Below are 23,509 nucleotides of genomic sequence, written 5' to 3'. Positions count from 1 at the left end.
ATAGGGCTCCGAAAAAGAATGTCTCTATTCTGAGTAATCACTTAAAGGTGTACAATTCCATATTAATTCATCTCTAATGTGAAAATTTGCACAATGATAGATTGGGAAAATTTACATTACTTTTCAGTTTTTTCTGAAGAAAAATCACTTTCAGCTGCAGCAAGAAAGTTAAGGGTTGACCATGCCACTGTTGCAAGAAGAATTGCTCAGTTAGAACAGAACTTAAAATTAAAATTAGTTGATCGTAGACCCCGCACTTACGTTTTAACATCTGAAGGCGAGCAGCTTGCCCAAGTAGTGGCACGTATGATGGAAGAGACGTTTTCTATTGAGCGACTTGCTCTGGCTGGACAGCAGGAGGTTACGGGGACTGTTTCTATTAGTATGCCTCCGTTAACTGCTGCTCATCTAATCATGCCTCATCTCGGAAAGTTTTATCATCATTATCCACAACTAAAACTACGAGTACTTGGAGATGTTCATTATGTATCTTTGCAGCATAGAGAGGCTGACATTGCTGTAAGGTTTGGGCGACCTAAAGATGAATATTTAGTTGCTCGTAAAGTCGGAGAAATCCCTTTTGGAATATATGCTACTCCAAGTTATTTGGCTTCAACGAATCAAGAAAATTATGAGTGGATTAGTGTGGAGGTCGGTGGTGTACATGGACAGAAACAACAAAAATTAAAAGAAAAATTGAATAATAAAGACCCGCTCATGGTTACTAATCATCCTGAGTTGCAATGGAGAGCTGCATGTGGAGGAGTAGGTTTAGCTGTACTACCTGACTTTTTAGGCCAACAAGGCAATTTGATAAAATTACCAGATAATGACCCGATGAGCGCTGAAATTTGGTTGGTCACCCATGAAGATCTAAGAAGTAGTACCGTGGTAAGAGTAGTGATGGATTTTCTTTTAAATTGTTTTGAACCATTTAGAGTTTAATTTTAAATTTTGTTTAACTCTGTTTTTTTCTTATCTACCTATTAAATTAAAGAGATTTTTATTCATCGGGAAAAATCCCTGCATCTTCACGCGCTTGCTTTAAGGCTAGAAAAAAACACAATAGAAAAAGTATCCCAATAAAAAATAAGAAAAAATCTAAATGACTAATACCTAAACCAACTCCGAAAGCCCCTAAACTTAATAATAAAATACAAAAGATTTTCCAAAAAATAAGCATGCTGTTTTGTAATAAAAACTGGGATTTAGGCTGTAATTGAAGAATATTTCCCGATTTATTTATGTTTTTTTTCTTATAGGTTATGTAAAGCTTTATAGTTCAAAGAATTACATAATTTGAAGTTAGGGCTTTAACTCAAACATTCTACCTAAACGACTTTTTAATTTTACTGCACATTAATCTCTATAAAATTCATATTTTCTTAATTAATCGAATGATAATTCTTTAGAAAGTCTGTAGAATAGGGATTCTAAATTTTATTTTTAATTAATTTTTGTTTAAAATTAACTGGTTAAATAGTTTTATCAAACTTTTGTTAAAAAAAAGACTTGATATTTAAGCTAAATTTTGAAATTATAGTCATGCAAATTGTGATCTATTTCCCACAATTTGTATTTCAGGTTAAGTGGTTATCACTAATGCTCATTGGCTTTATTCGCTTATGAGCATTTTTTTAATTTATTTGTTAGTAAAATTTAAAAAATAATTTATATCAAAAAAATAATTCTTTTAGTATTAGTTAAAAATTAGTCAAATAACTTTATTCTTCAACGTATCTAACTACCTCTTCTTAAGATTCAGTAGTCAGAAAGAATGAAATTGCCTCTAATCATATTGAATCGTGACGGTGGCATTAGCTTTGACTTCTCCTGCCGTTACATTGGCAGCAGTTTGGTAGTAACGTGCAGTTAATGGCACATCATATTGAACTGTTTGGTTGGAGCCTATAGTACCAATACCTAGTTTATTTCCTTTTTGAATCGTACTATTTGTACCATTCATATTCCATAGAAGTTCTACACCAACACCGTTCGCTTTAGTTGATTCAGCAGCACTATTACTAATAACCTGACTGTTTGCAGCATCGGAATTGTAGTCAAAGCTTAAACTCAATGTGTTACTTGTAGGTATACCGGAGTTATTCTCGCCACCATTACAAAGAATGGATAGGTTAAAGTTTTTCTCACCTTGAGTTGTTCCGATAGCTCGAAAGCCTGATTTTGTCACAGTCGGAAGTTCAACAACCGTATCTACGCCATTTTGAATTTCACAAGATGATGATGCAATGAGAATAGGTGAACTACCTAATACTGTAGTCGTTAAGAAGGGGCGATTTTGTTGACCTGTTACATAGTAAGTACTATAACGGCCAGCCACTAATGCACCAGAACCAGTAGTGGTAGCAGTTTTAATCACTTCCAAAACAATATAGCCTGGCGAAAGTGTATATGCTGTATGAGGCGTCAATGTAAGCTTATAAGGGTAATAACCAGAAGAGTTCGAAGAGTCAGTTGCCTCACGGTAAATTCGAATGCCTATACCCGGTATATTTGTGGCGTAAACATTATTGCCTATTGGACTAATTGGATAATTTAGAGGTAGAGCCGCTATAATTTGGTCACCAGGGCGGTTACACGTTGCTGTAGAATTATTGGGTGAAATGGTAAAAGTATTCTTTTGTAAAACTGTGCCTACAGGATCATTTGGACGAACCACAATGGTGCCAATCGTTATTGGAATATCAACTGTAGTGAAACCTTTACTTAAAGTACAGTTTGCATTTGCTTGGTTGTAAATAAAGAAATTAGTGATTAATAAACCACTCTGAATAAGTATTTTTTTCATTTGCAGATTGCCTCTGTCATAATAATTGATTGTTTTTCCTGTGAGATTTTTGATTGAATGTCATATTCAAGTTGACATTCTTCGGTATTACTTTCTCCCCACTTCACATAAAGATGATCATGAGACAGGGGCGTACGTAAATAAATACGGCTACCTTGGGCTACCATTCCAACTACTTCGTTATTCTGGTTAAACACTTGTGCAGCAAATGGTAGGTAACCACCATTAGGAGTTTGAGTACTAATAAAAAGTGCATAGCCCGTTTTTGTGGAAAAATTGACTCTGGTTATTGATCCTGCATAAGGTGCAATACGGTGACTTGTTTCTGAAAGTTCAACATTTGATGGCATCCCTTGAGGGTCAAGGCTAATGTCATTTAAACGATAGGGCGTAACATAAGGGATTACAGCATAACCATGTTTATTAATGTTTAGTCCAGATGTATTGCCGACTCGGGCACCTGTGGCTTCGGGGGCATAGACCAATACCATGGTTTGCACTTGATCTGGTCCAAATAAAAGCCCTTGAGAATGAGCAACCACACTTCCATTTAAATTGATCATTTCCTGCTGATATGCATCGGATTGGCTAAATGACGCACCTATAGTTGTGTAATTACTACGGTATGTGCCATTAATATTTACACTGCTTTGTCCTTGATCTAGGTATGAAACGGACGTGCCATAATCAAAGCGGTTTCCGATATAACCACTCATCCCTTGAGTTTTGCTATCTTCAGAAATAGAGCTATTAAAATTAATTGTGTTTTTCTTAAATTTGAGTGGAAAAGACAAAGACAATAAATACTGCGTTTCGTGACTAGTCTGTTGATCTTCGAGATCAAGCTCATGAGTAATTGCAGAAATGCTGTAAGTCAAATCTTTAAATTGATTACTATAACCAAATTGAAATTGTTGATTGCGATTAGGCTGATTCCAGTAATTAATCCATGAACCCACTAAATAAAAATTGCCCCATTGATTTGGAAGACTTTGATTTAATGTGATCTGAAATTCACTTTTTTGTTTTCCTACAGAAAAACTATCAATATTTCGTTGTTGTAAATCTTGAATTAAAATTGAATCTCTTAATTTCAAATAATTTTCGGTTGAGTATCGGTAGGTTGCTAAAGTTAAATTTGTATTCGTTGGCGTAAATAGTCGATTATAACTTAAACGGTAACTTTGCCCTTTTAGTGTTGGTTTTTGATCAAAATTAGCTTTCGATTGAGTTGCATCAACTGCAATTGCACCAATTGGAGTTGCAAATGCGCTACCTATCAGAAAAGACTGGTAGTGTTCGGTTGCCTGAAACCCAGTATAACTTGTTAAATAGTTATTAATGCCTCGTTGATATTTACCTTGTACTAGCCATGGATTTAAATTGATATTAGCATCTCTAAATTGTCCTAGAGTAAAAGAATAACGACTCATCTTTGGGCGAAGCATCTCTACTACAGAAGCATAGGGAATAGAGAACTTTTGAATCTCTCCATTCGTCTCGTATATAGAAACTTGTAGTTCACCACCAAAACCTGTCGGATAAAGATCATTAATTTCAAAACTTCCAGGAGTAACAGTAGTTTGATAAATTAAATTTCCCTGTTGGCGCACTTCAACTTTTGCATTAGTCTTTGCATAACCCCGAATTTGTGGCGCATATCCAAGCATGCTGTTAGGCAGCATGCGATCATCACTTGCTACGTTAATTCCGCGATAAGGTAAGGCATCAAAAAAATTACTATTGGTAAAGTAATCACCTAAAGTAACGACACTATTAAACTTAGGAAATGCTTTTTGGGCATATGTATTGTTTGATGTGTAGGAAGAAGTCTTTTTTGGAATTTCGTTATGATCTTGCCATTTCCACTGCCCACTATGGCGTAATTGCCAGTCATAGAGATTTATCCCGACGTTTGTACCCATAAAAGCATGATTTGTTTCATGGTCATTACTTACAATACGATATGCAGAAGCATTATATGCAAAAAAAGCAGCGTTTATACCCCGATCCCATAAACGTGGGTCGACGTATCCTTGAGCATTTTTTTGCAAAGCAACCTGAGGGATCGAAATATCAAGTCTCAGATGGGAGGTATCAAATTGATAAAAAGCATCATTAACCCATTTTTCTAGATCATTACAGGTAGGTAAATTATTGGCTTCCCGATGAAGAATTTCTGTTTTAACGCCATATTCTAAAAGCATATCTGCTGTAAAACAGGTTTTTGCATTTTCATTCGAATTTGTAGTTTTAAAAAGAAACTTTCGTTTACCTAGCCATTGGCCATTAATATATACATCCAGACTATATTCACCAGGTAAAATAGGGTTGCCGTATTTAAATCGACCAATGTCAATCTTCTGTGCATTTCCTACTAAAAAGTTAGTATCAAAGTCAGCTTTTAGTATATTTTGCCCACTCATATTGTCTGATGCATATACAGTTAAGGGCACATTAATCGCTATGCTTAATGCTAGATAATAACTAGTGCGCTTTTTAAAGCATGTACTGGGTATGAACCATTCTGACATAGTCTTTGTGCCTATTCATAAATAGGTGTTTAAATTTCAAAAAAGGTAAATAAGCTTAGAACTTTATTGTTTGTTCAATTCGCCCACCGTAATCATTTATATAAACAAAGCTCATATTCGTTATATTGCTATTTTTAAGTTTTATCTGGTCTTCTGAAAAAGGAGAAAGCATTAAACCTTGTTTTAATAAATCTATTTTTTGATGATTTACTTCTTGAAAAATTGAGCTCATTGTAATGTAGAAGGGAGTAGGATTCTTAATAAGCAATGTTTCCCCATTTTTTACCCACTGAATTTTTTCACTAAATGTATCAATATTTTCTTTTAAGTTTGCTGGCCGGTAAAAGAATTTAATTCGTGATCGAATTGCTAATTGAAGAAAATTATTAGGTAGTGGTTCATTATTTACTTGTTTTTTCCCTTCTGGTTTTGGTGGAATATCTAATACATTAAGCCAGAAAATACTTTCTTTATTTTGATTTAATTGAGAAGCACTTGGTAGTGCAGTAATTCGTAAGGTTTGGCCTTTAGTGGGTTCGACTCTTGAAATAGGAGGTGTAATAATAAAGGGTACATTCGACTCATCGGGAGTCGATTTTGAATTTCCATCATCAATCCAAGCTTGAACAAGTGAGGGTGTTGTACCATTGTTGCTTAGTTGTAAGCTGACTTCTCGAGCATCCGATGGATATATTACGCGTGTACCATGCAGTATTATTTCAGCATGTCCTATACTAGCAAGTACTGCTTGAAGACAAGCCATTCCCCAAAAAAATTTACGACCACGAAAAAGCATGAGTCATATTCTCAATAATAAATAATAGATGAAATAGAGCTTCTATTTAATAATAGAAGCTGGCTTTAAATTATTGATAAATAATCGTGTATTTTACTTGCGAAGTTACAGTACCCGCAGTAGATACACCAGTCGCATAATATTCAGCATAATAATTAAGATCGGCATTACCACCAGCAGAAACATTTACCCATTGAGAGTTATCTTGTGCACCGGAAGCCCCTTTAGCAAGTACAGGAATTACTGCGTTATTGCTTCCTAATAGTTGAATATTGACATTAGCAGCTGCACCAGAAGTGGCTTGGTTTAATAAACGTCCAGTATTAAAATCAACCGTTGCTCCTGGTTCAAAATAAGTCGCAACTTTTCCAGCAGAAGCGCAATTTGTTAGATTAATTTGAAAAGGTGTACGACCAGCAACATCTCCTACATTTTTTAAAGATTGAGATGATACTGTTGGTAAATTCACTATAAGGTTTTTATCACCTGTATCAATCGTACAAGTATTATCAGTTACTAGACCATTAATAGTAATCGTACCATCAGCTGCTTGTGCTGTTGTAATATTAAAAAGTGAAGCTACTGCTATAAAAATAAATTTTTTCATGAATTCCCCGAAATATCCTATAAATATAGATTAATTACTTTTCAGTGCTTTTATTCTGATCAAGTAACGCGGTGGAAATATAGCACCTTTAAATTAAAAAACAAGAATTACATTATATTTTTATGTATTTTGTTTGGTTGTTTTTTAATGAATAATCGATTTGTAATTTTAATTTATACCACATGGTAAAATATATTAAATTTATTTTATTTAAAATAAATTGATAATAAGTTTAATTTAAGTTATTGAATTTAATTGAGTTAAGTTTTTCTTTATGAAATATGTATATATTGTTTGATTAACTTGTTGTTTTTATTAATAAATTTATTTTGTGTATCTTATATAAACATAATTATTTTTTTAAGAATTTTTTAAGGTTTAATTCCTAGTGTTTTAGTTGTGATTCAATAAAAGATCTTCTGGAGTTTGTTTCCATGAACAGCATGAAATACAGTTATAAACCGAATTATTTTTTCTTTGCTCATAAATTAGTCTTATTCTTAAAGGACTATTTACTTAAACATCCTACAGAACAGAACACGACGTTTAACTTACAAACAATTTATGATGTCTTTAGTCATGACTTAGCATCTAGCACAACGAATTTGGAAGGTATTTTAAATATTGTTGATGAGTATGTTTTAGAAACTGAAGAAGGGCTTTTGCCATTGATTAGTAGACACTCGATTAATTTAAAGAGCCATGTACTTTCTTTAGAATTTTCACCTAAAGCGTTAAATAGCTTATTGTCAGGTCACTCATTAGTAAACCCTAAAGCGGCCTAAGGAAATTTCTTTTAAGCTTTGAATATCTCAGATAAAATTTGCTTGTTTTTTTTATTTGAGTTATTCATGAGCAAAGACTACAAAGCTTTGACTTATATCGCAGATGAAAATATTTCAGATACCATTCTATGGCTTTTAAACCATCAAGATGTTTTTGAATCTTTTCAGTTTGATGTATTGAGCCAAGAATTATCGGTTACACATGCAGCAGGTAGGGATATTATTCGAGTTGGAACTTTCCTGAATGCTACTTATGGAATATTAGTAACTTCTGTATGAATGAAAAAAGCCCTGAATGATCAGGGCTTTTTTATTCTTGGTGCTGTTAAGCACTCATTGCATCTACTGATAAATCAGAAACAGTTGGCTTTGGCTTTTCAGCAGTTAAACCAAGTTTGTTAAATAATGCTTGGTCTTTACCTTCACCTGCATTTGGAGTAGTAAGCAATTTATCACCCGAAAACAGTGAGTTCGCACCTGCCATAAATGCTAAAGCTTGATCTGAATCACTTAAAGATTCACGACCAGCAGATAAACGAATATAACTATGCGGCATAACAATACGTGCTACCGCAATGGTGCGGATCCATTCAATAACATCTAGTTTTTCAACATCAGCTAGAGGTGTACCTTCAATTGGTACAAGCATGTTAATTGGCACAGATTCTGGATGAATAGGTAAGGTTGCTAACTCGTGTAATAAACCGATTCGATCTTCACGGCTTTCACCCAAACCAACAATACCACCACTACATACTTTCATACCTGCTTGGCGTACATAATCCAAAGTATTCAAACGGTCATCAAAAGTACGTGTGCTAATAATGTGAGAATAGTACTCACGAGAAGTATCTAGGTTATGGTTGTAATAATCTAAACCAGCATCTTTTAGGCGTTCTGCTTGTGATTGGTTAAGCATACCTAATGTCATACAGGTTTCCATACCTAATGCTTTAACTTCACGTACCATTTCTAAAACATATGGCATATCGCGTTCATGTGGGTTACGCCAAGCAGCACCCATACAAAAACGAGATGAACCTGAATCTTTTGCAGCTTTTGCTTCGCTAATTACTTTTTCAACAGCAATACGTTTTTCTGCTTCTAATTTTGAATCGTAATGTGCAGATTGAGAGCAATATTTGCAATCTTCAGGACATTTACCCGTTTTAATCGATAAAAGGGTGCTGACCTGAATTGTATTGGCAGTGAAGTGCTCACGGTGTACTTGCTGAGCCTTAAAAACTAAATCCAAAAAAGGTTGTTCATATAGAGCTTGGATTTCTTCACGAGTCCAATCATTACGTAGAGTCATTGTCATATCCATGATGATGGCATTAATTCACTGTATATAATCATACAGAATTCGTATTAAAGCTATAGGGCAAAAAACATCATTTTTTTAATTTGATAGCTGAAGTTGATTAAGTTGCTGTTCAATTGCCCAATCAATATGCACATTGACGATTTCGTCATGTAAATTTTTGCCTTTGTGTAGCTGATCTACAATTTCTTTTGAGTACGGTGCATTGCCTAAACCGATAGCAATATTGCGCTTAAATGACTGATAACCTGTGCGTCGTATTGGACTACCTTCTGTATTGGCTAAAAAAGTAGCTTCATCCCACTGCCAGATATCAAGCAGACTAATATTATCTAAACCATGTCTAGGGTTAAAGTCAGTAATAGAAGCTGTCTTAGCAAAGCTATTCCACGGGCAAATTAATTGACAGTCATCACAACCAAATATTCTGTTACCAATACCTGCACGTAATTCTTCATCAATAATTCCCTTATATTCGATTGTTAAATAAGCAATACAGCGTCTAGCATCTAACATATAAGGTTCGACAATCGCTTGAGTTGGGCAAATATCAATACAAGCACTACAAGAACCACAGTGAGATGTTGCAGGTTCATCAAAAGGTAAGTCGAGTGATGTAAATAGTTCACCTAAGACAAAGAAAGAACCTGACTTTTTATGAATGAGCAAAGTATGTTTACCTGTCCAGCCCATTCCAGCACTTTCAGCTAATGATTTCTCAAATATAGGCGCGGAGTCTGCAAAAGGGCGAGATTCAAAATCTCCCACTTTTTCACGGATACGTGTAGCTAATGTTTTTAATCTGCCTCGCATCACCTTATGGTAATCACGACCACGAGCATAACGGGCGATAATCGCAGAGTTGGGTTCAAAAGGTACATATCTTGGCTTTGGTGATTCCACCAAATAATTCATACGCACGCAAATAATACTTTTTGTGCCGGGAACTAATAGTGTCGGATCAGCCCGCTTTTCCAAATTTTCTTGTAGGTATGTCATATCTGCATGATAACCACGTTCAAGGTACTCTAAAAAACGTGGCATTTGCTCTTGAGCATCTGGTTTTGCAATGACACAATCAGCAAAACCCAAGTCTAATGCTTGAGCTTTGATCCATGCTTTTAATTCATGTGGATCAATTTGTTGCACTGCAATGCGTGATGTGTTGGAAGATGTCATAAAACCGAAAAATGCAAGAGGATAAGAATATGCAGGCAGTAGTTTACCATAGCCAAGATATCCAGGCATGGGAGCAACGTTGGTTTGCTGCACAAAACTCATCATTAGGCTTAATGCAACAAGTAGCTTGGTCAATCACTCAACAACTCATTGTACTTTTTCAAAACCAAGATATTAAGAATATTGCTGTTTGGTGTGGACAAGGTAATAACGCTGGTGATGGCTACTTTATAGCAAGTTATCTCAAGGAAGCAGGGTTATATGTTGAAATATTTGCGGCCGAACTGGGCGAGTCAGCCGATTTACACCATGCTGTCCATTTTGCTAAGGCAAATCATGTCCAAATACATCAAGGTTTTGATGTGCATAGAACATTTGATTGTCATATTGATGCGTTATTTGGGATTGGTTTAAATCGAGAGTTAAATGATTATTGGCAACATTCTATTCAACAATTTAACGAGCAAGCTGGGTTAAAAATTTCAATTGATATACCAAGTGGCTTACATGCAAATACAGGACGAGTCTTACCTTGTGCCGTAAGGGGTGATCATACATTTACTGTTTTAGGACTTAAAGCAGGATTATTTACAGGCCAAGGCAAAGAGTATGCGGGGCAAATTCATTTAATTAATTTAATTCCAGTAGACCAAGACCTGAAACCTCTTGCTTACTTGACGCCAACACATATCAGACTTCCTAAACGTTTGGCTTTTGGTCATAAGGGAAGTTATGGACATGTTTTGGTGATAGGTGGTCATGAGCAAATGGGCGGGGCTGTCATTATGGCTGCTGAAGCTGCCTTTCATGCAGGAGCAGGCAAAGTTACGGTAGTTTGTCACCGAAACCATCATCAGGCTATTTTGTCGAGAGCTCCTAATATTATGCTTCGTGACATTAATAATTTCGATGAAAACAGTATTAAAGAGATTTTATCTCAGGTTGATGCAGTATGTTTTGGCATGGGCTTAGGGCGTGATGAATGGGCACAGCAAATCTATCAACAGTGGTTCGATTATTTAAATCATGACTCACATTTGGAAGTTGTATTAGATGCAGATGCACTATGGTTTCTTGCCAAACAACCTAAAAAATTGGGTGCACATATTTATGCAACTCCACATCCCGGAGAAGCCGCTACTTTATTGGATTGTTCTACAGCGAAAATTGAAAATGACCGAATTGCTGCTATTTATGCGTTGCAACAAAAATATGCGGCTCAATGGGTGCTGAAAGGTGCGGGCAGCTTAATTTTAGAGAATAAGTTATATATTTGTACCCAAGGTAATGCTGGTATGGGAACTGGCGGCATGGGAGACATATTAGCGGGTATGATCGCAAGCTTAAAAGCCCAGTTCCACAAAGGTATTGCATTACATGAGATTGTAACTCTTCATGCTCAGGCAGGGGACCAACTGGCAAAAAACGGAATGCGTGGTTTACAAGCTTATGAAATGAATCAGGCAATTACTCGAGTAGTAAATAATCAATAAAGCTTTAACGTCTACGGCTACTCGAACGGCTGCGTCCACGTGCCATACCACCTAAAGCATTCAAGACAGAAAGTTTACTCATACTTCCTGAAGCATGGGCATGGCAAATCGCAGCAGCAAGAGCATCGGCTGCATCGGCTTGAGGTTTAATAGTTAGGTTGAGTAAACGCATGACCATCATTTGTACTTGCTCTTTATCGGCAGCACCATAACCCACTACGGATTGTTTTATTTGTCGGGCTGTATATTCTGCAACTTGTAAATCTAAATTAACTAAGGCGGCTATTGCAGCTCCTCGGGCTTGCCCTAGTTTTAAAGCAGAGTCCGGATTTTGTGCCATAAAAACTTGTTCAACCGCAGCTTCAGTTGGGCCATGAAATTTTACAATTCGCTCGACACCAGCAAAGATACGTTTTAAGCGCTCAGGCATTTCTTGAGTTTCTGTTCGGATTGTACCAGCATCGACAAAACGTAGTTTACTACCATCTTTTTCAATGATTCCGTAACCTGTTAAGCGTGAACCTGGGTCAATTCCAATAATCAATGCCATGTGTAGACTTACATAAATAGTTTAGAGAGTATTGTTGCATAGCCAAAAAGGTTCTGCATAAGTAATTTAACCAATGCTGATATAAATGGTTATTTTTCGATTTCTAACCCTACTGATGTATATTTTGTTAGGTACTTTTTGGACCTTAATCGTAATTGGTCTAAGATCACTTGATACAATTCTAGTTTAATGGAATACTTATCTATAAATATGGAATTGAGTCTGGTCGATGGATGATATCAACATCAGGATTGCACATCGAATACGAGAGCTGCGTTTAGCACGTGGATATACTTTGGATGTGCTAGCTGCCCGATGCCAAGTTAGCCGTTCAGCTATTTCTTTAATTGAAAGAGGGGAAACGAGTCCAACGGCAGTTGTTCTTGAAAAACTAGCCAATGGTCTAGAAGTACCTTTAACTAAAATTTTTACGAACGAAACAACTAGTCCATCTCCTCAACCATTTATTCGCCGAAATGAACAAGCTGAGTGGCAAGATCCGGAAACTGGATATGTTCGCCGTACTGTCTCACCACCAAATTTAAAACTACCATTTCAAATTGTTGAAATTGAATTCCCTCCTCATGCTCGAATTACGTATGAAATTAGTGAAAGCTCTAAAGTAGTACAACAGCAACTTTGGGTAGTTGAAGGGCAAATTGATATTCAACTGGGCAAAAACTCTTATGCATTGGGCGAAGGGGATTGCTTAGCTATGCAATTAGATCAGCCTGTCATATATAGCAATAATTCATCACAAGTCGCTCGCTATATTTTAGTCGTCTCTAATCAACTCGTGTCTGCTCTTAAGGAATCTTCATGAACTATTCCCTCGATTCTAATTTTCGTTTAATTGATTGTAATGAAGCAGAACATGCGGCAGCTATATTAGAGATTTTAAATGAGGCAATTGTTAATTCTACAGCATTGTATGACTATGTACCGCGTTCGCTTGATTCAATGAAAACTTGGTTTTCGGTAAAAACCGGAAATAGTTTTCCTGTAATCGGGGCTGTAGATGAGTCAGGTAAGTTATTAGGATTTGCTAGTTGGGGAGCTTTCAGAGCTTTTCCGGCTTATAAGTATACGGTTGAGCATAGTATCTATATTCATCATGAACATCGGGGCTGTGGTTTAAGTAAAGTTTTAATGCAAGCGTTAATTCAGCGGGCTCAAGAGGCTCAGATTCATGTATTGATTGGTTGTATTGATGCGACAAATCAAGCCAGTATTGGACTCCACGAAAAACTCGGGTTCACACATGCAGGTACTTTTAAACAGGTAGGCTTTAAATTTGGACAATGGTTAGATGCTGCATTTTATCAGCTAATTTTAAATACACCATTTGAACCAGTGGATGGATAAATTATTGAATTTTTGGGTAGACAACGGCTCAGTTCAAAGTAAGAAAATTTGAACTGAGTCATAGCATGGATTTATAAAATACCTAATAGTTCTAATCTCTTTTCATGTAAAACCACTTATTTCATATAATAAAAGAGCTCAATTTATGAAAAAATTACAATCTTGTAGAAAAAACACTTGATAAAGTTGTTATAGCACTCATTAATAATAAAGTATGGCTATTTTATTAATTTAAATCAGTCTTATTAATAGTATTGCAGCATTTGGGTTTAGCCATGTTTTTAGGTTAAAAGAAAACATTGCCTAAGCTTCACTACAAGCTCTTTAATCCGTATTTTCAACTGAAAATGGTTCATGGATTAGATAGCTAAAACTGCAATGAATTTTCTTTTTGAGATAGATAAAGTTTTACATGAATTTACTTCTTATTGTGGTTCTGGGCGCGATTGTTGAAATTGCCGTATGGATTGGCGTAGCACAGTTCATCAGTGGATGGTATGTGTTTTTCTGGTTCATTATTGCTTTCTTTATTGGTCTTACGCTTATTCGCAAAAGTACGGCTGGTATTATGCCGCAATTACAACAAATGCAGATGACCGGGCAATTAGGCAGTGATCCGACAGTAACTAAAAAACTAGCATATGCTTTTGCAGGTTTTTTATTGATGGTGCCTGGTCTGGTATCTGATGTGTTAGCGCTTTTAATTCTAATTCCAGGCGTGCAAACTGCGTTTCGTAATATCGCAATGAGAACACTTGCAAAGCGTCAGCAAGCAATGATGGAAAAAATGATGGGTGGCATGGGCGGAGCAGGTGCTGGTCAAAACCCATTTGCTGATTTAATGCGTCAAATGCAGGATATGCAGAACTCACAAGGTGGCAATCAATACCGTGGTGACTCCAGCATTATCGATGGCGAAGCGAGAGAAGTTACCCCAGACCATAAGAAAATTGAACATAAAAATAAGGATTGATTAATTCCTTATATAAAAATAAAAGGCCTAAATCTTAAATGATTAGGCCTTTTTTAATATTCTATCGATTATTAATTTGAACAATCAGCATTATCTGTTCCAGCTTGAGCTATTACAGTTGAATTTTCTTCTGACTTCGTCTGAGGTTGATACTTGTTTGAAGGTAGAGCTGTCTGCTTGTTTTCAGATTGTTGATATTTCCGGCTTCTATTGGCTCTTTCACGAAAGCCACCTTTATTAATGAGCTGGGTGTGTGACATGGATTGGCCTAGAAAATGAACTATTCATGTATTTTAACAAATTCAGCAAAATATCAAAATAAGAAAAATAGTACAGAAAAAATAATATTTAATTTATCTCCTTGTATAAACTAAATTTTTTAAAAATGAACGCATTGTTCATTCAGATTGAATTCTCTTTTCATTTCACATAGGATAAATATAAAGGATGTATAAATTAAAAATTGTAGCAAACCTATTAAAACAACAACGGTTGAAGTGAGGGAAGGAGGGTTACCTATGCTATATCAATATCATTGTGCGTGTTGTGACAAAGTTGTGGCATCAACTGACAAATCATGTCCATATTGTGGTTCACATCATATTCGTAGTCCTTATGGGTTATGGATGTTTTGTGTGATGGCTTGTTTGGCAGTAGTTGTTGTATTCAAAGTTGTCCATATTTATATTCAAAATCATCAGGATACACCTACTCAATCGACTTTATTAGATGTACTAAATGAAGGTGATAAAACTACGAAACAGTAGTAGTGCTTAATTTGCTACATACTTTTAAATAATGTGTGTTGGAAAGTTTATTGCTTAATTTTAACAAAATATAAAAAATAATAAAAAAAGCCCGCATTAAGCGGGCTTTTAATATATAGGGCTTAAAGGCCCGCCGCATCTTTAAGTACTTCAACTTTGTCAGTTTTTTCCCATGTGAATGCAGAATCTGAACCTTCACGACCAAAATGACCGTAAGCAGCTGTCTGTTTATACATTGGTTGAATTAAGTTAAGCATACGAGTAATACCAAATGGACGTAAATCAAAATGCTCACGTACTAATTGGATAATTAACTCATCAGAAACTTTTGCAGTACCAAAAGTATTGATTGAAATAGAAGTTGGTTCTGCAACACCAATTGCATAACTCACCTGAATTTCACATTTGTCAGCAAGTCCAGCCGCAACAATATTTTTAGCAACATAACGACCAGCGTATGCAGCTGAACGGTCTACTTTAGATGGATCTTTACCAGAGAATGCACCACCGCCGTGACGAGCCATACCACCGTAAGTATCAACAATGATTTTACGACCTGTTAAACCACAGTCACCTACAGGGCCACCGATAACAAACATACCTGTCGGGTTAATATGGAATTTAGTGGCTGCATGGAACATTTCAGCAGGGATGATCGGTTTGATAATTTCTTCAATTACAGCTTCTTTAAGCTGAGTTTGAGTAATTTCAGGATCATGTTGAGTAGAAAGTACTACTGCGTCTAAACGTACAGGCTTGCCATTTTCATACGCAAAAGTAACCTGACTTTTTGCATCTGGACGTAACCATGGTAATGCACCTGAACGACGAAGCTCAGCTTGACGCTCCATTAAACGGTGAGCATAAGAAATAGGAGCTGGCATAAGCACGTCAGTTTCGCGACTTGCATAACCAAACATTAAACCTTGGTCACCAGCACCTTGATCTTCAGGTTTTTGGCGATCCACACCTTGTGCAATCTCAGGTGATTGTTTACCAATCATATTGATTACGGCACAAGTTGATCCATCAAAGCCTAAATCTGAATGGTGATAGCCAATACCGTTAACAGTTTGGCGAACTACAGCTTCTACATCAATATTCGCAGTTGTTGTGATTTCACCTGCAAGTACAACAGCGCCTGTTTTTACCAGTGTTTCACAAGCAACACGTGCGTATGGGTCTTCTTTTAAGATTGCATCCAAAATAGCGTCGCTAATTTGGTCGGCCATTTTATCGGGATGACCTTCGCTTACAGATTCCGAGGTAAAAACAGCGTACTCGCGCATGAAAGTCCTATCTTGGTTATTTCAAAAAGACATAATATGTTACATCGACTTGAGCTTGAGGACCAGTTCATACTGACTAAAAAGCATGAATTTCTTTCATTTCTACTATGTTTTAATTGATAAGTGTATCAGGGAAATTGATATAGCTAGATGAAAATTAATTATTTTTATATAAAAAATTTAAAAAAATGTCTAAATTTTAAACATTTGATTTTATTAAATATTAACCAAAAAATTTAGACTATGAAGCGAAAGACTATAATTAAACAGAATAAATATAACTTTATATGCTGATCAAAGGGGGATATTTCGACAAAGGTTGAGGATAGAAGTACCCATAAATAGTATTGTTTTACACAGCTTAAGAATCTAAATGTTTTTTGAGTAACCAAGAAAAGGTTAAAAATAAAGAAATATACCGTGTTGGGGTTTACCCCTAGGCGTTTTTTTAAGACAATATAGCGGCATTGAATGGTTATTCATCATCTTCTTTTCATCAATCTATTAAAATTGGATTCTGATCTATGACGACCCCTTTAAACGAACGTCGTATTGCAAACGCAATTCGTGTATTGGCAATGGATGCTGTGCAACAGGCAAACTCAGGGCATCCAGGTGCTCCAATGGGGATGGCAGATATTGCTGATGTCGTCTGGCGCGAGTTTTTAAATCACAACCCAACTAATCCACAATGGGCAAACCGTGACCGTTTTGTTTTGTCAAATGGTCATGGTTCAATGTTGCAATATGCTTTGCTTCATTTAACAGGTTATGATCTTTCAATTGAAGATTTAAAACAATTCCGTCAATTGCACTCAAAAACTCCTGGTCATCCTGAATATGGTTATGCTCCAGGGATTGAAACAACGACTGGTCCTTTAGGACAAGGTATTGCAAATGCCGTTGGTTTTGCATTGGCTGAAAAAACTTTAGCTGCTCAATTCAATAAAGATGATTTAAAAGTAGTTGATCACTTCACTTATTGTTTCTTGGGTGACGGCTGTTTAATGGAAGGTATTTCTCACGAAGTATGTTCATTGGCAGGTACTTTACAGCTTGGTAAATTGATTGCTTATTATGATGACAACGGCATTTCGATTGATGGTGAAGTAGAAGGCTGGTTTAGTGATGATACTGAAGAGCGTTTCAAAGCTTATGGCTGGCAAGTTCTTCGTGTAGATGGCCATGATGCTGATGCTATTCGTCAAGCAACAGTTGAAGCTAAAGCTGAAACTCAAAAACCAACGATTATTATTTGTAAAACAATTATTGGTTTAGGTTCTCCAAACAAACAAGGTAAAGAAGATTGTCACGGTGCGCCGTTAGGTAAAGATGAAATTACCTTAACTCGTGAAGCTTTAGGTTGGACTGAAGAAGCATTTGTTATTCCTGCTGATGTATATGCTGCATGGGATGCTAAAGCAAAAGGTAATGAAGCTGAAGCAGCTTGGAATGAAGTATTTGCTCAATACCAAGCAAAATATCCTACAGAAGCAGCTGAGTTACTTCGTCGTATTAACGGTGATTTACCAGCAGAGTTTTCAGCTCAAGCAGATGCGTTTATTCGTGAGACAAATGCTAAAGCTGAAACTGTAGCAACTCGTAAAGCAAGTCAAAATACATTACAAGCATTTGGTCCTTTATTACCTGAATTATTAGGTGGTTCTGCGGACTTGGCTGGTTCTAACTTAACACTTTGGAAAGGTTGCCAAGGTGTTCAAGAAAACCCAGCTGGTAACTACGTGTACTATGGTGTACGTGAGTTTGGTATGACTGCAATTGCAAATGGTGTTGCATTACATGGCGGTTTCATTCCTTACGTGGCAACATTCTTAATGTTTATGGAATATGCACGTAACGCAGTGCGTATGTCTGCATTGATGAAACAACGTGTAATTCATGTTTATACACATGACTCAATTGGTTTAGGTGAAGATGGTCCAACACACCAACCAATTGAACAAATTGCTTCTTTACGTGGTACACCAAACTTAAATACTTGGCGTCCTGCTGATACTGTTGAAACAGCAATTGCATGGAAATCTGCTTTAGAGCGTAAAGATGGCCCTACAGCACTTATTTTCTCTCGTCAAAACTTGCCATTCCAAACGCGTACTGAAGAACAAATTCAGAATGCAGCAAAAGGTGGTTATGTTCTTGCTCAAGAGAAAGGCGAGTTGAAAGCAATTATTATTGCTACTGGTTCTGAAGTTTCTTTAGCAATGGAAGCTTATGCTCAGCTTGAAGGTGTGCGTGTAGTTTCTATGCCATGTGCAGAAGAGTTTATGAAACAAGATGCTGCATATCGTGAAGCTGTATTACCAGCTCATATCCGTGCACGTGTTGCGGTTGAAGCAGCTCATGTTGACTACTGGTGGAAGTTTGTTGGTCTTGATGGCAAAGTAATTGGTATGTCAACTTATGGTGAGTCAGCACCAGCGAAAGACTTGTTCCAATTCTTTGGTATTACAACTGAAGCTGTAGTAGCTGCAGTAAAAGAATTGACTGCTTAATGAATTAACTAAGCAGAAGAAAAAAGCGTCCCGATTGGGGCGCTTTTTTTATAAATTTTAAATATTAAGTTCAGTTTGAATCGAAATATTCGAAGTCAATAACTTATGAATTGGGCAGCTTTCAGCAACTTTTAAGAGTCGTTTATGTTGATCTTCAGTAAATTCACCCTTTAGCGTAATTTTACGCTCAATGTTATTTGTGCCTGCTTCCGGATCACCATTTGGATTTAAGGCTAAATCGACTTGTACATGCTCAAGCTTAATCCCTTTGTGATTTGCATACATTTCTAGTGTAATTGTAGTGCACGCGCCTAAAGCCGATAGTAAAAGCTGAACTGGATTTGGAGCTGTATCTTGTCCACCTTTATCAGTTGGTTCGTCTGCAAACCATTGATGACCTGACGAATCGGTAAGTGTTACTCGGTACGGAGTAGAAGTGCTTTGTGCTTGAACAGTGTTAGCCATGTTTTACCTTGTTATTTATCAATACAATTGAAGTAAAAATCAATAAATCAGAAAGCTTCGGATAGAAAAATATCTATACTTTATAATATGGGTTTTGAATAACAACTGTAACGCTTTTATTGTTGCATGGATGAAACATATCGTTTTATAAAGAATAGTGAATTAAATTACTTGATGTATACACTAACGACTATATCAATAAAGGATACGAAAAATGCATCTTAAAACATTAAGCTTCGGTTTAGCAGTAGCGTTGGCAAGTACAGTTACATTAGCTGCACCAGTGGATTATAAAATTGACCCAACACATACAGCGACTGTTTTCTCATGGAACCACTTTGGTTTTTCAACTCCAAGCGCTAACTTCTCGGACATCCAAGGTGTAATTAAAGTTGATAATGCTAAACCAGCAAATTCTTCTGTAAATGTGACAATTCCTTTAAGCAGTGTAAATACAAACGTACCTGCTTTAGATAAAGAATTCCAACAAGAAGCTTGGTTTAATGCAGCTAAATACCCAAATATCACTTTCAAAAGTACGAAAGTAGAAACTAAAGATAAAAAACACTTCAAAATTACTGGTGACCTAACTGTTAAAGGCGTCACTAAGCCAGTTGTACTTGATGCTGTTTTAAACAAACAGGGTGAACACCCAATGGCAAAAGTTCCAGCGATTGGTTTCAATGCGACAACTTCATTCAATCGTTCTGATTTCGGTCTAGGCAACTATGTGCCTAATGTAGGTGATAAGATCACTGTAAACATTACGACTGAAGCAACGGCAGCTAGTGCAGCTAAAAAATAAGTTGTAAGTCTTCTAAAAAGTCCTCAATCATGAGGACTTTTTTAATTATTAGATTGGTTCTTTTTTATCGGGTTCTATAAAAACTAAGGGTTGAGAAGGATCTACATTTCTTTTTTCGGCTTTTTCTCTTAAAAATTGATAAGTTGGAACTTTCATTTTTGCCTGATCACGTAATTTTTTTTTAATATAAAGAACAAGAGCGAAGCAGGTGGTTGCTACGGTCAGCATCATGCCATTCATATAACTCATGATCGAACTTACGTAACCAATGGTGGTTAAGCGATGCATCATACGCTCAACTTGAGTACTAGTTTCAATACCAGTGATTGCCCAACTGCATAAATGTTCACAATTATTAATAATTAAATGATAGTGGTTTTCGTGCATGCGTGAGCGCATACGTCGAACAACCACTTTTCCTTTGTAGCGTGGCGCATCATAAGAACGCACATGAATTTTTTTGCCATGAGAAAAGGCATCTAATGAAGTAATTTCAATGGGTCGTTTTTTGATGAAATGTGCTAGGCCTGAATAATGAATAACTCGACCTCTCCCAGCGTAAATACCATGATGGCTATAGCCGAGATGTTTTACAATAAGATGAGCCCCTAAAGGGTAGCGTTTATTTGTTTGTTGCATTTTCACGCTGATCCAATAAAGTTTTGATCACTTTTATTAAAAGCTGTTCACTATTATAACGAATATAGTTGTGCTCTAGTGTATTGTTTAGGTGGAATAAGCGCCTTTCGGGTATATATCACATCAAAGCATTTTATTTAATAAAGTATTGCTATGAACAGAAAATGACATATGAGGTTTGCCATTAATGAAAATACTCATGCTGTGTATTATTAATTTTATGGTCTTTGGGCAATCTGCTTTAGCAGAAGAGTATAGCCAAATGCAAAATGCTACCGATGATCAATTTGAAGTCATTGAAATTTCAAATTTAAATCAATTGCGCTTATTTTTGCAAAATCCAGAAACGAATCAATATTATAAAAGTTTCGATAATATTCAGCGCCAACTCAAATCATGCGAACAGCTTACTTTTGCAATGAATGCGGGTATGTTCCATTCTGGTTTTTCTCCAGTAGGGCTATATATTGAACAAGAAAGACAGATCCAGCCCTTAAATGAAGATAATGGATGGGGTAACTTCTTTTTGCAGCCTAATGGAGTTTTAGCATGGAATAAAAGACGAGCTGTTGTATTGGCAACTGAACAATATAAAGCAAAAGCTTTTCAATCCGATTATGCTACGCAGTCCGGCCCCATGTTGGTGATTAATGGCAAAATAAATCCCTTATTTCTAGCAAATAGCGATTCAAAGAAAATACGTAATGGGGTAGGTATAAAAAATAATAAACTTTATTTTGTGATCTCTAAAAATAGAGTGAATTTTTATAATTTTGCTGAATTTTTCCAAAAAGGTCTTAACGTAGAGCAGGCATTATACTTAGATGGTTCTATCTCTAGTTTGTATTTGCCTAAGAATAACCGTAATGATAGAAAATTTTATATGGGACCTATTATTGGTTTAGTCAGCCATACAAATTGTGAAATCAAATAAAATACAAAAAAGCCAGTACATGACTGGCTTTATAATTAATGAATAGATGGTTTTTGAATGAGTTCATTTAACTCTTTACGGCTATACCCACGGGAAATAAGAACTTTTTTTATTCCCATAATGACATCTTCATCTGTTGCTTGTGCAAGAGCACTTAGAAGTTGTTCATTAGTTTTACATGAGCAGTCATTTTCAACACAAGCAGTTTGATTCTTATGCTCGTTATGCTGTTGATCTGCTAAGAACAGCTTTTGCCAAAAACTCATAGAGCCTTCATATACAACCTAACATAGATCGAAATATAGCCAAATTAAATTAAAATACAAGTCTCTATAAGTGATAAATCCACCAGTTGAACTAGAGAATTTTCGATAGTAATGGTTGAGTTAAACGAAATTATGACGAATAGATGACTTGATATTTTTTTAAAATTTAAATACTTAATGAAAAGATATTGAAAAATAAGGAGATATTTAATCTCCTTATAAAATAGAGTTACATTGAAAAATTTTGTTTAAATCTTCTCGAGTAATACACCTGACTCAACATGATGTGTATAAGGGAACTGATCGAACAAAGCAAACTTAGTCACTCGATGAGTTTTTGTGAGTGCTTTTAAATTTTCATATAAAGTGTCGGGATTACATGAAATGTAGATAATACGCTCAAAACCTTGCAAAAGTTTTAAAGTTTCATCATCAATTCCCGCACGCGGAGGATCTACAAATACGGTATCAAAATCATAACTTCGAATATCAATATTTGCTTCTTGTAGACGGCGGAACTCGCGCTCACCTTGATAAGCTTGAGTAAACTCTTCAGCTGATAGGCGTGCTACCTGAATATTATCAATCTGGTTTTGTTCAATATTCCATTGAGCAGCATAAACTGATGATTTTGCAAGTTCGGTAGCAAGTACGCGTTCGAATTTTAGTGATAATGGAAGGGTAAAGTTACCGTTACCACAATAAAGTTCTAGTAAGTGTTTTTTCGAACCCTCAGCTGCATCACATGCCCATTGCAGCATTTTTTTGCAAACTTGTGCATTCGGCTGCGTAAAGCTACTTTCAATTTGTTTGTATTTGAATGTACGGTTTGAAAGTTCAAATTCTTCTACAACAAAGTCATCGCCAATAACAACTTTCTGACCTCGGCTACGACCCATAATTTTAATATTTAATTTTTCAGCAAGTGCTTTAGCTGATTGTTCCCACTCCTGATTAAGTTTACGGTGATAAATCAGGGTAACTAGCATTTCTCCACTAAGTGTTGCGAGAAAATCAACTTCAAATAAACGCTGTGAAAGTAAAGGCTCAGCTTTGAGTTCTGCTAAAAGGCGAGGCATTAAATCGTTAATGCTTTTGTCTGCAATAGGAAACTCATCTATGCGGACAACTGTTTTTTGCTTATCTTCATCGTTACGTTCAAACATGGCATAGAACATATCATTTTCTGTATGCCAGATCCGAAATTCAGCACGCATACGGAAATGTTGTTCAGGTGATTCAAACACTTCTAATGTAGGCGGTGTAAATTCAGAAAATTGAGTAGTAATGCGATCAATTTTAGCTTGAAGTTGTTGACGATAAGAAGAGGTCATAGACAAAGAAAATTTAGACAGAATCAAATAGTGAATGGTATCAAAAAAATCGAGCTTGCAGGAGTCAATTTTAGTCAGATAT

25 protein-coding genes are annotated in these 23,509 nt (G+C 36.1%); 11 read left to right on the top strand and 14 right to left on the bottom strand.

Translation table 11 applies throughout. The annotated features are described in order from the left end of the window. Positions 1 to 93 precede the first annotated feature (93 nt). Positions 94 to 945 (top strand): LysR family transcriptional regulator, encoded by an 852-nt coding sequence (locus F984_RS10580; RefSeq protein ID WP_004709194.1) that lies wholly within the window; start codon positions 94 to 96, stop codon positions 943 to 945. 58 nt (positions 946 to 1,003) lie between these two features. On the opposite strand, the gene F984_RS10575 is transcribed toward F984_RS10580, so the two are convergent. The 5 genes from F984_RS10575 to F984_RS10555 form a co-directional block, all read right to left on the bottom strand. Then, on the bottom strand, positions 1,004 to 1,183 hold the full coding sequence (locus tag F984_RS10575; RefSeq protein WP_002049890.1) for a hypothetical protein: 180 nt from the start codon (positions 1,181 to 1,183) through the stop codon (positions 1,004 to 1,006). 606 nt (positions 1,184 to 1,789) lie between these two features. Continuing rightward, positions 1,790 to 2,809, bottom strand: coding sequence for a fimbrial protein (locus tag F984_RS10570; RefSeq protein WP_004709192.1), 1,020 nt, complete (start codon positions 2,807 to 2,809; stop codon positions 1,790 to 1,792). Continuing rightward, on the bottom strand, positions 2,806 to 5,343 hold the full coding sequence (locus F984_RS10565; protein WP_004709190.1) for a fimbria/pilus outer membrane usher protein: 2,538 nt from the start codon (positions 5,341 to 5,343) through the stop codon (positions 2,806 to 2,808). The genes F984_RS10570 and F984_RS10565 overlap by 4 nt, the downstream gene beginning before the upstream one ends. 55 nt (positions 5,344 to 5,398) lie before the next feature. Next, positions 5,399 to 6,139 carry a fimbrial biogenesis chaperone gene (locus F984_RS10560; RefSeq protein ID WP_004709188.1) on the bottom strand — a complete coding sequence of 247 codons (741 nt, stop codon included), beginning with the start codon at positions 6,137 to 6,139 and terminating at the stop codon, positions 5,399 to 5,401. 70 nt (positions 6,140 to 6,209) lie between these two features. Continuing rightward, the gene (locus F984_RS10555; protein WP_004709186.1) at positions 6,210 to 6,746 is read right to left on the bottom strand and encodes a fimbrial protein; all 537 of its coding nucleotides are present in this window, start codon (positions 6,744 to 6,746) and stop codon (positions 6,210 to 6,212) included. Between the two features lie 434 nt (positions 6,747 to 7,180). On the opposite strand from F984_RS10555, the gene F984_RS10550 reads away from it, so the two are divergent. Further along, a complete protein-coding gene (locus F984_RS10550) occupies positions 7,181 to 7,531 on the top strand; it encodes a hypothetical protein (RefSeq protein WP_002049957.1) in 351 nt (116 codons plus the stop codon). Positions 7,532 to 7,597: 66 nt separating this feature from the next. Next, positions 7,598 to 7,810, top strand: a complete 213-nt coding sequence (locus F984_RS10545; protein WP_002050123.1) for a hypothetical protein — start codon at positions 7,598 to 7,600, stop codon at positions 7,808 to 7,810. Positions 7,811 to 7,856: 46 nt separating this feature from the next. On the opposite strand, the gene bioB is transcribed toward F984_RS10545, so the two are convergent. Next, positions 7,857 to 8,846 (bottom strand): biotin synthase BioB, encoded by a 990-nt coding sequence (gene bioB, locus F984_RS10540; protein ID WP_002049782.1) that lies wholly within the window; start codon positions 8,844 to 8,846, stop codon positions 7,857 to 7,859. An 87-nt stretch (positions 8,847 to 8,933) separates the two neighbouring features. Next, a complete protein-coding gene (gene queG / locus F984_RS10535) occupies positions 8,934 to 10,034 on the bottom strand; it encodes a tRNA epoxyqueuosine(34) reductase QueG (RefSeq protein ID WP_004709184.1) in 1,101 nt (366 codons plus the stop codon). 29 nt (positions 10,035 to 10,063) lie between these two features. On the opposite strand from queG, the gene F984_RS10530 reads away from it, so the two are divergent. After that, positions 10,064 to 11,527, top strand: a complete 1,464-nt coding sequence (locus tag F984_RS10530) for a bifunctional ADP-dependent NAD(P)H-hydrate dehydratase/NAD(P)H-hydrate epimerase (protein ID WP_004709182.1) — start codon at positions 10,064 to 10,066, stop codon at positions 11,525 to 11,527. Positions 11,528 to 11,531: 4 nt separating this feature from the next. Here the strand turns inward: F984_RS10530 and ruvC are convergent, their stop codons facing one another. Further along, the gene (gene ruvC, locus F984_RS10525; protein ID WP_002050094.1) at positions 11,532 to 12,077 is read right to left on the bottom strand and encodes a crossover junction endodeoxyribonuclease RuvC; all 546 of its coding nucleotides are present in this window, start codon (positions 12,075 to 12,077) and stop codon (positions 11,532 to 11,534) included. A 229-nt stretch (positions 12,078 to 12,306) separates the two neighbouring features. Between ruvC and F984_RS10520 the strand changes: the two genes are divergently transcribed. The 3 genes from F984_RS10520 (at position 12,307) to F984_RS10510 (ending at position 14,415) form a co-directional block, all read left to right on the top strand. Beyond that, positions 12,307 to 12,900 carry a helix-turn-helix domain-containing protein gene (locus F984_RS10520; RefSeq protein WP_004709180.1) on the top strand — a complete coding sequence of 198 codons (594 nt, stop codon included), beginning with the start codon at positions 12,307 to 12,309 and terminating at the stop codon, positions 12,898 to 12,900. After that, on the top strand, positions 12,897 to 13,442 hold the full coding sequence (locus F984_RS10515) for a GNAT family N-acetyltransferase (protein WP_004709178.1): 546 nt from the start codon (positions 12,897 to 12,899) through the stop codon (positions 13,440 to 13,442). The genes F984_RS10520 and F984_RS10515 overlap by 4 nt, the downstream gene beginning before the upstream one ends. 412 nt (positions 13,443 to 13,854) lie before the next feature. Next, a complete protein-coding gene (locus tag F984_RS10510; RefSeq protein WP_002049974.1) occupies positions 13,855 to 14,415 on the top strand; it encodes an FxsA family protein in 561 nt (186 codons plus the stop codon). Positions 14,416 to 14,486: 71 nt separating this feature from the next. Here the strand turns inward: F984_RS10510 and F984_RS10505 are convergent, their stop codons facing one another. Continuing rightward, the gene (locus F984_RS10505) at positions 14,487 to 14,675 is read right to left on the bottom strand and encodes a hypothetical protein (RefSeq protein WP_002050045.1); all 189 of its coding nucleotides are present in this window, start codon (positions 14,673 to 14,675) and stop codon (positions 14,487 to 14,489) included. A gap of 258 nt (positions 14,676 to 14,933) precedes the next feature. On the opposite strand from F984_RS10505, the gene F984_RS22935 reads away from it, so the two are divergent. Continuing rightward, entirely contained in the window at positions 14,934 to 15,182 is a 249-nt protein-coding gene (locus tag F984_RS22935; protein ID WP_004702072.1) for a hypothetical protein, read from the top strand. A 122-nt stretch (positions 15,183 to 15,304) separates the two neighbouring features. Here the strand turns inward: F984_RS22935 and metK are convergent, their stop codons facing one another. Beyond that, positions 15,305 to 16,471, bottom strand: coding sequence for a methionine adenosyltransferase (metK, locus tag F984_RS10495; protein ID WP_002049844.1), 1,167 nt, complete (start codon positions 16,469 to 16,471; stop codon positions 15,305 to 15,307). 524 nt (positions 16,472 to 16,995) lie between these two features. Between metK and tkt the strand changes: the two genes are divergently transcribed. Next, positions 16,996 to 18,984: a transketolase gene (gene tkt / locus F984_RS10490; protein ID WP_002050084.1), complete on the top strand. Its 1,989-nt coding sequence runs from the start codon at positions 16,996 to 16,998 to the stop codon at positions 18,982 to 18,984. 57 nt (positions 18,985 to 19,041) lie between these two features. On the opposite strand, the gene F984_RS10485 is transcribed toward tkt, so the two are convergent. Continuing rightward, on the bottom strand, positions 19,042 to 19,449 hold the full coding sequence (locus tag F984_RS10485; RefSeq protein WP_004709172.1) for an OsmC family protein: 408 nt from the start codon (positions 19,447 to 19,449) through the stop codon (positions 19,042 to 19,044). 214 nt (positions 19,450 to 19,663) lie between these two features. Between F984_RS10485 and F984_RS10480 the strand changes: the two genes are divergently transcribed. Continuing rightward, complete coding sequence (locus F984_RS10480) at positions 19,664 to 20,254, top strand: YceI family protein (protein WP_004709169.1); 591 nt, start codon at positions 19,664 to 19,666, stop codon at positions 20,252 to 20,254. A 48-nt stretch (positions 20,255 to 20,302) separates the two neighbouring features. Here F984_RS10480 and F984_RS10475 read toward each other — a convergent pair whose 3' ends face one another. Beyond that, entirely contained in the window at positions 20,303 to 20,893 is a 591-nt protein-coding gene (locus tag F984_RS10475; protein WP_002050195.1) for a lecithin retinol acyltransferase family protein, read from the bottom strand. Positions 20,894 to 21,080: 187 nt separating this feature from the next. On the opposite strand from F984_RS10475, the gene F984_RS10470 reads away from it, so the two are divergent. Further along, the gene (locus tag F984_RS10470) at positions 21,081 to 21,827 is read left to right on the top strand and encodes a phosphodiester glycosidase family protein (protein WP_004709166.1); all 747 of its coding nucleotides are present in this window, start codon (positions 21,081 to 21,083) and stop codon (positions 21,825 to 21,827) included. A 35-nt stretch (positions 21,828 to 21,862) separates the two neighbouring features. On the opposite strand, the gene F984_RS10465 is transcribed toward F984_RS10470, so the two are convergent. Together F984_RS10465 and trmA are read right to left on the bottom strand one after the other, a co-directional pair. Beyond that, on the bottom strand, positions 21,863 to 22,093 hold the full coding sequence (locus tag F984_RS10465; protein ID WP_002050077.1) for a hypothetical protein: 231 nt from the start codon (positions 22,091 to 22,093) through the stop codon (positions 21,863 to 21,865). 248 nt (positions 22,094 to 22,341) lie between these two features. Next, positions 22,342 to 23,427 (bottom strand): tRNA (uridine(54)-C5)-methyltransferase TrmA, encoded by a 1,086-nt coding sequence (gene trmA / locus F984_RS10460; RefSeq protein WP_004709164.1) that lies wholly within the window; start codon positions 23,425 to 23,427, stop codon positions 22,342 to 22,344. Positions 23,428 to 23,509 lie beyond the last annotated feature (82 nt).

It is taken from the genome of Acinetobacter nosocomialis NIPH 2119, assembly GCF_000368085.1.
GTDB lineage: Bacteria > Pseudomonadota > Gammaproteobacteria > Pseudomonadales > Moraxellaceae > Acinetobacter > Acinetobacter nosocomialis.
This window is presented reverse-complemented; position numbering and strand designations above follow the sequence as displayed.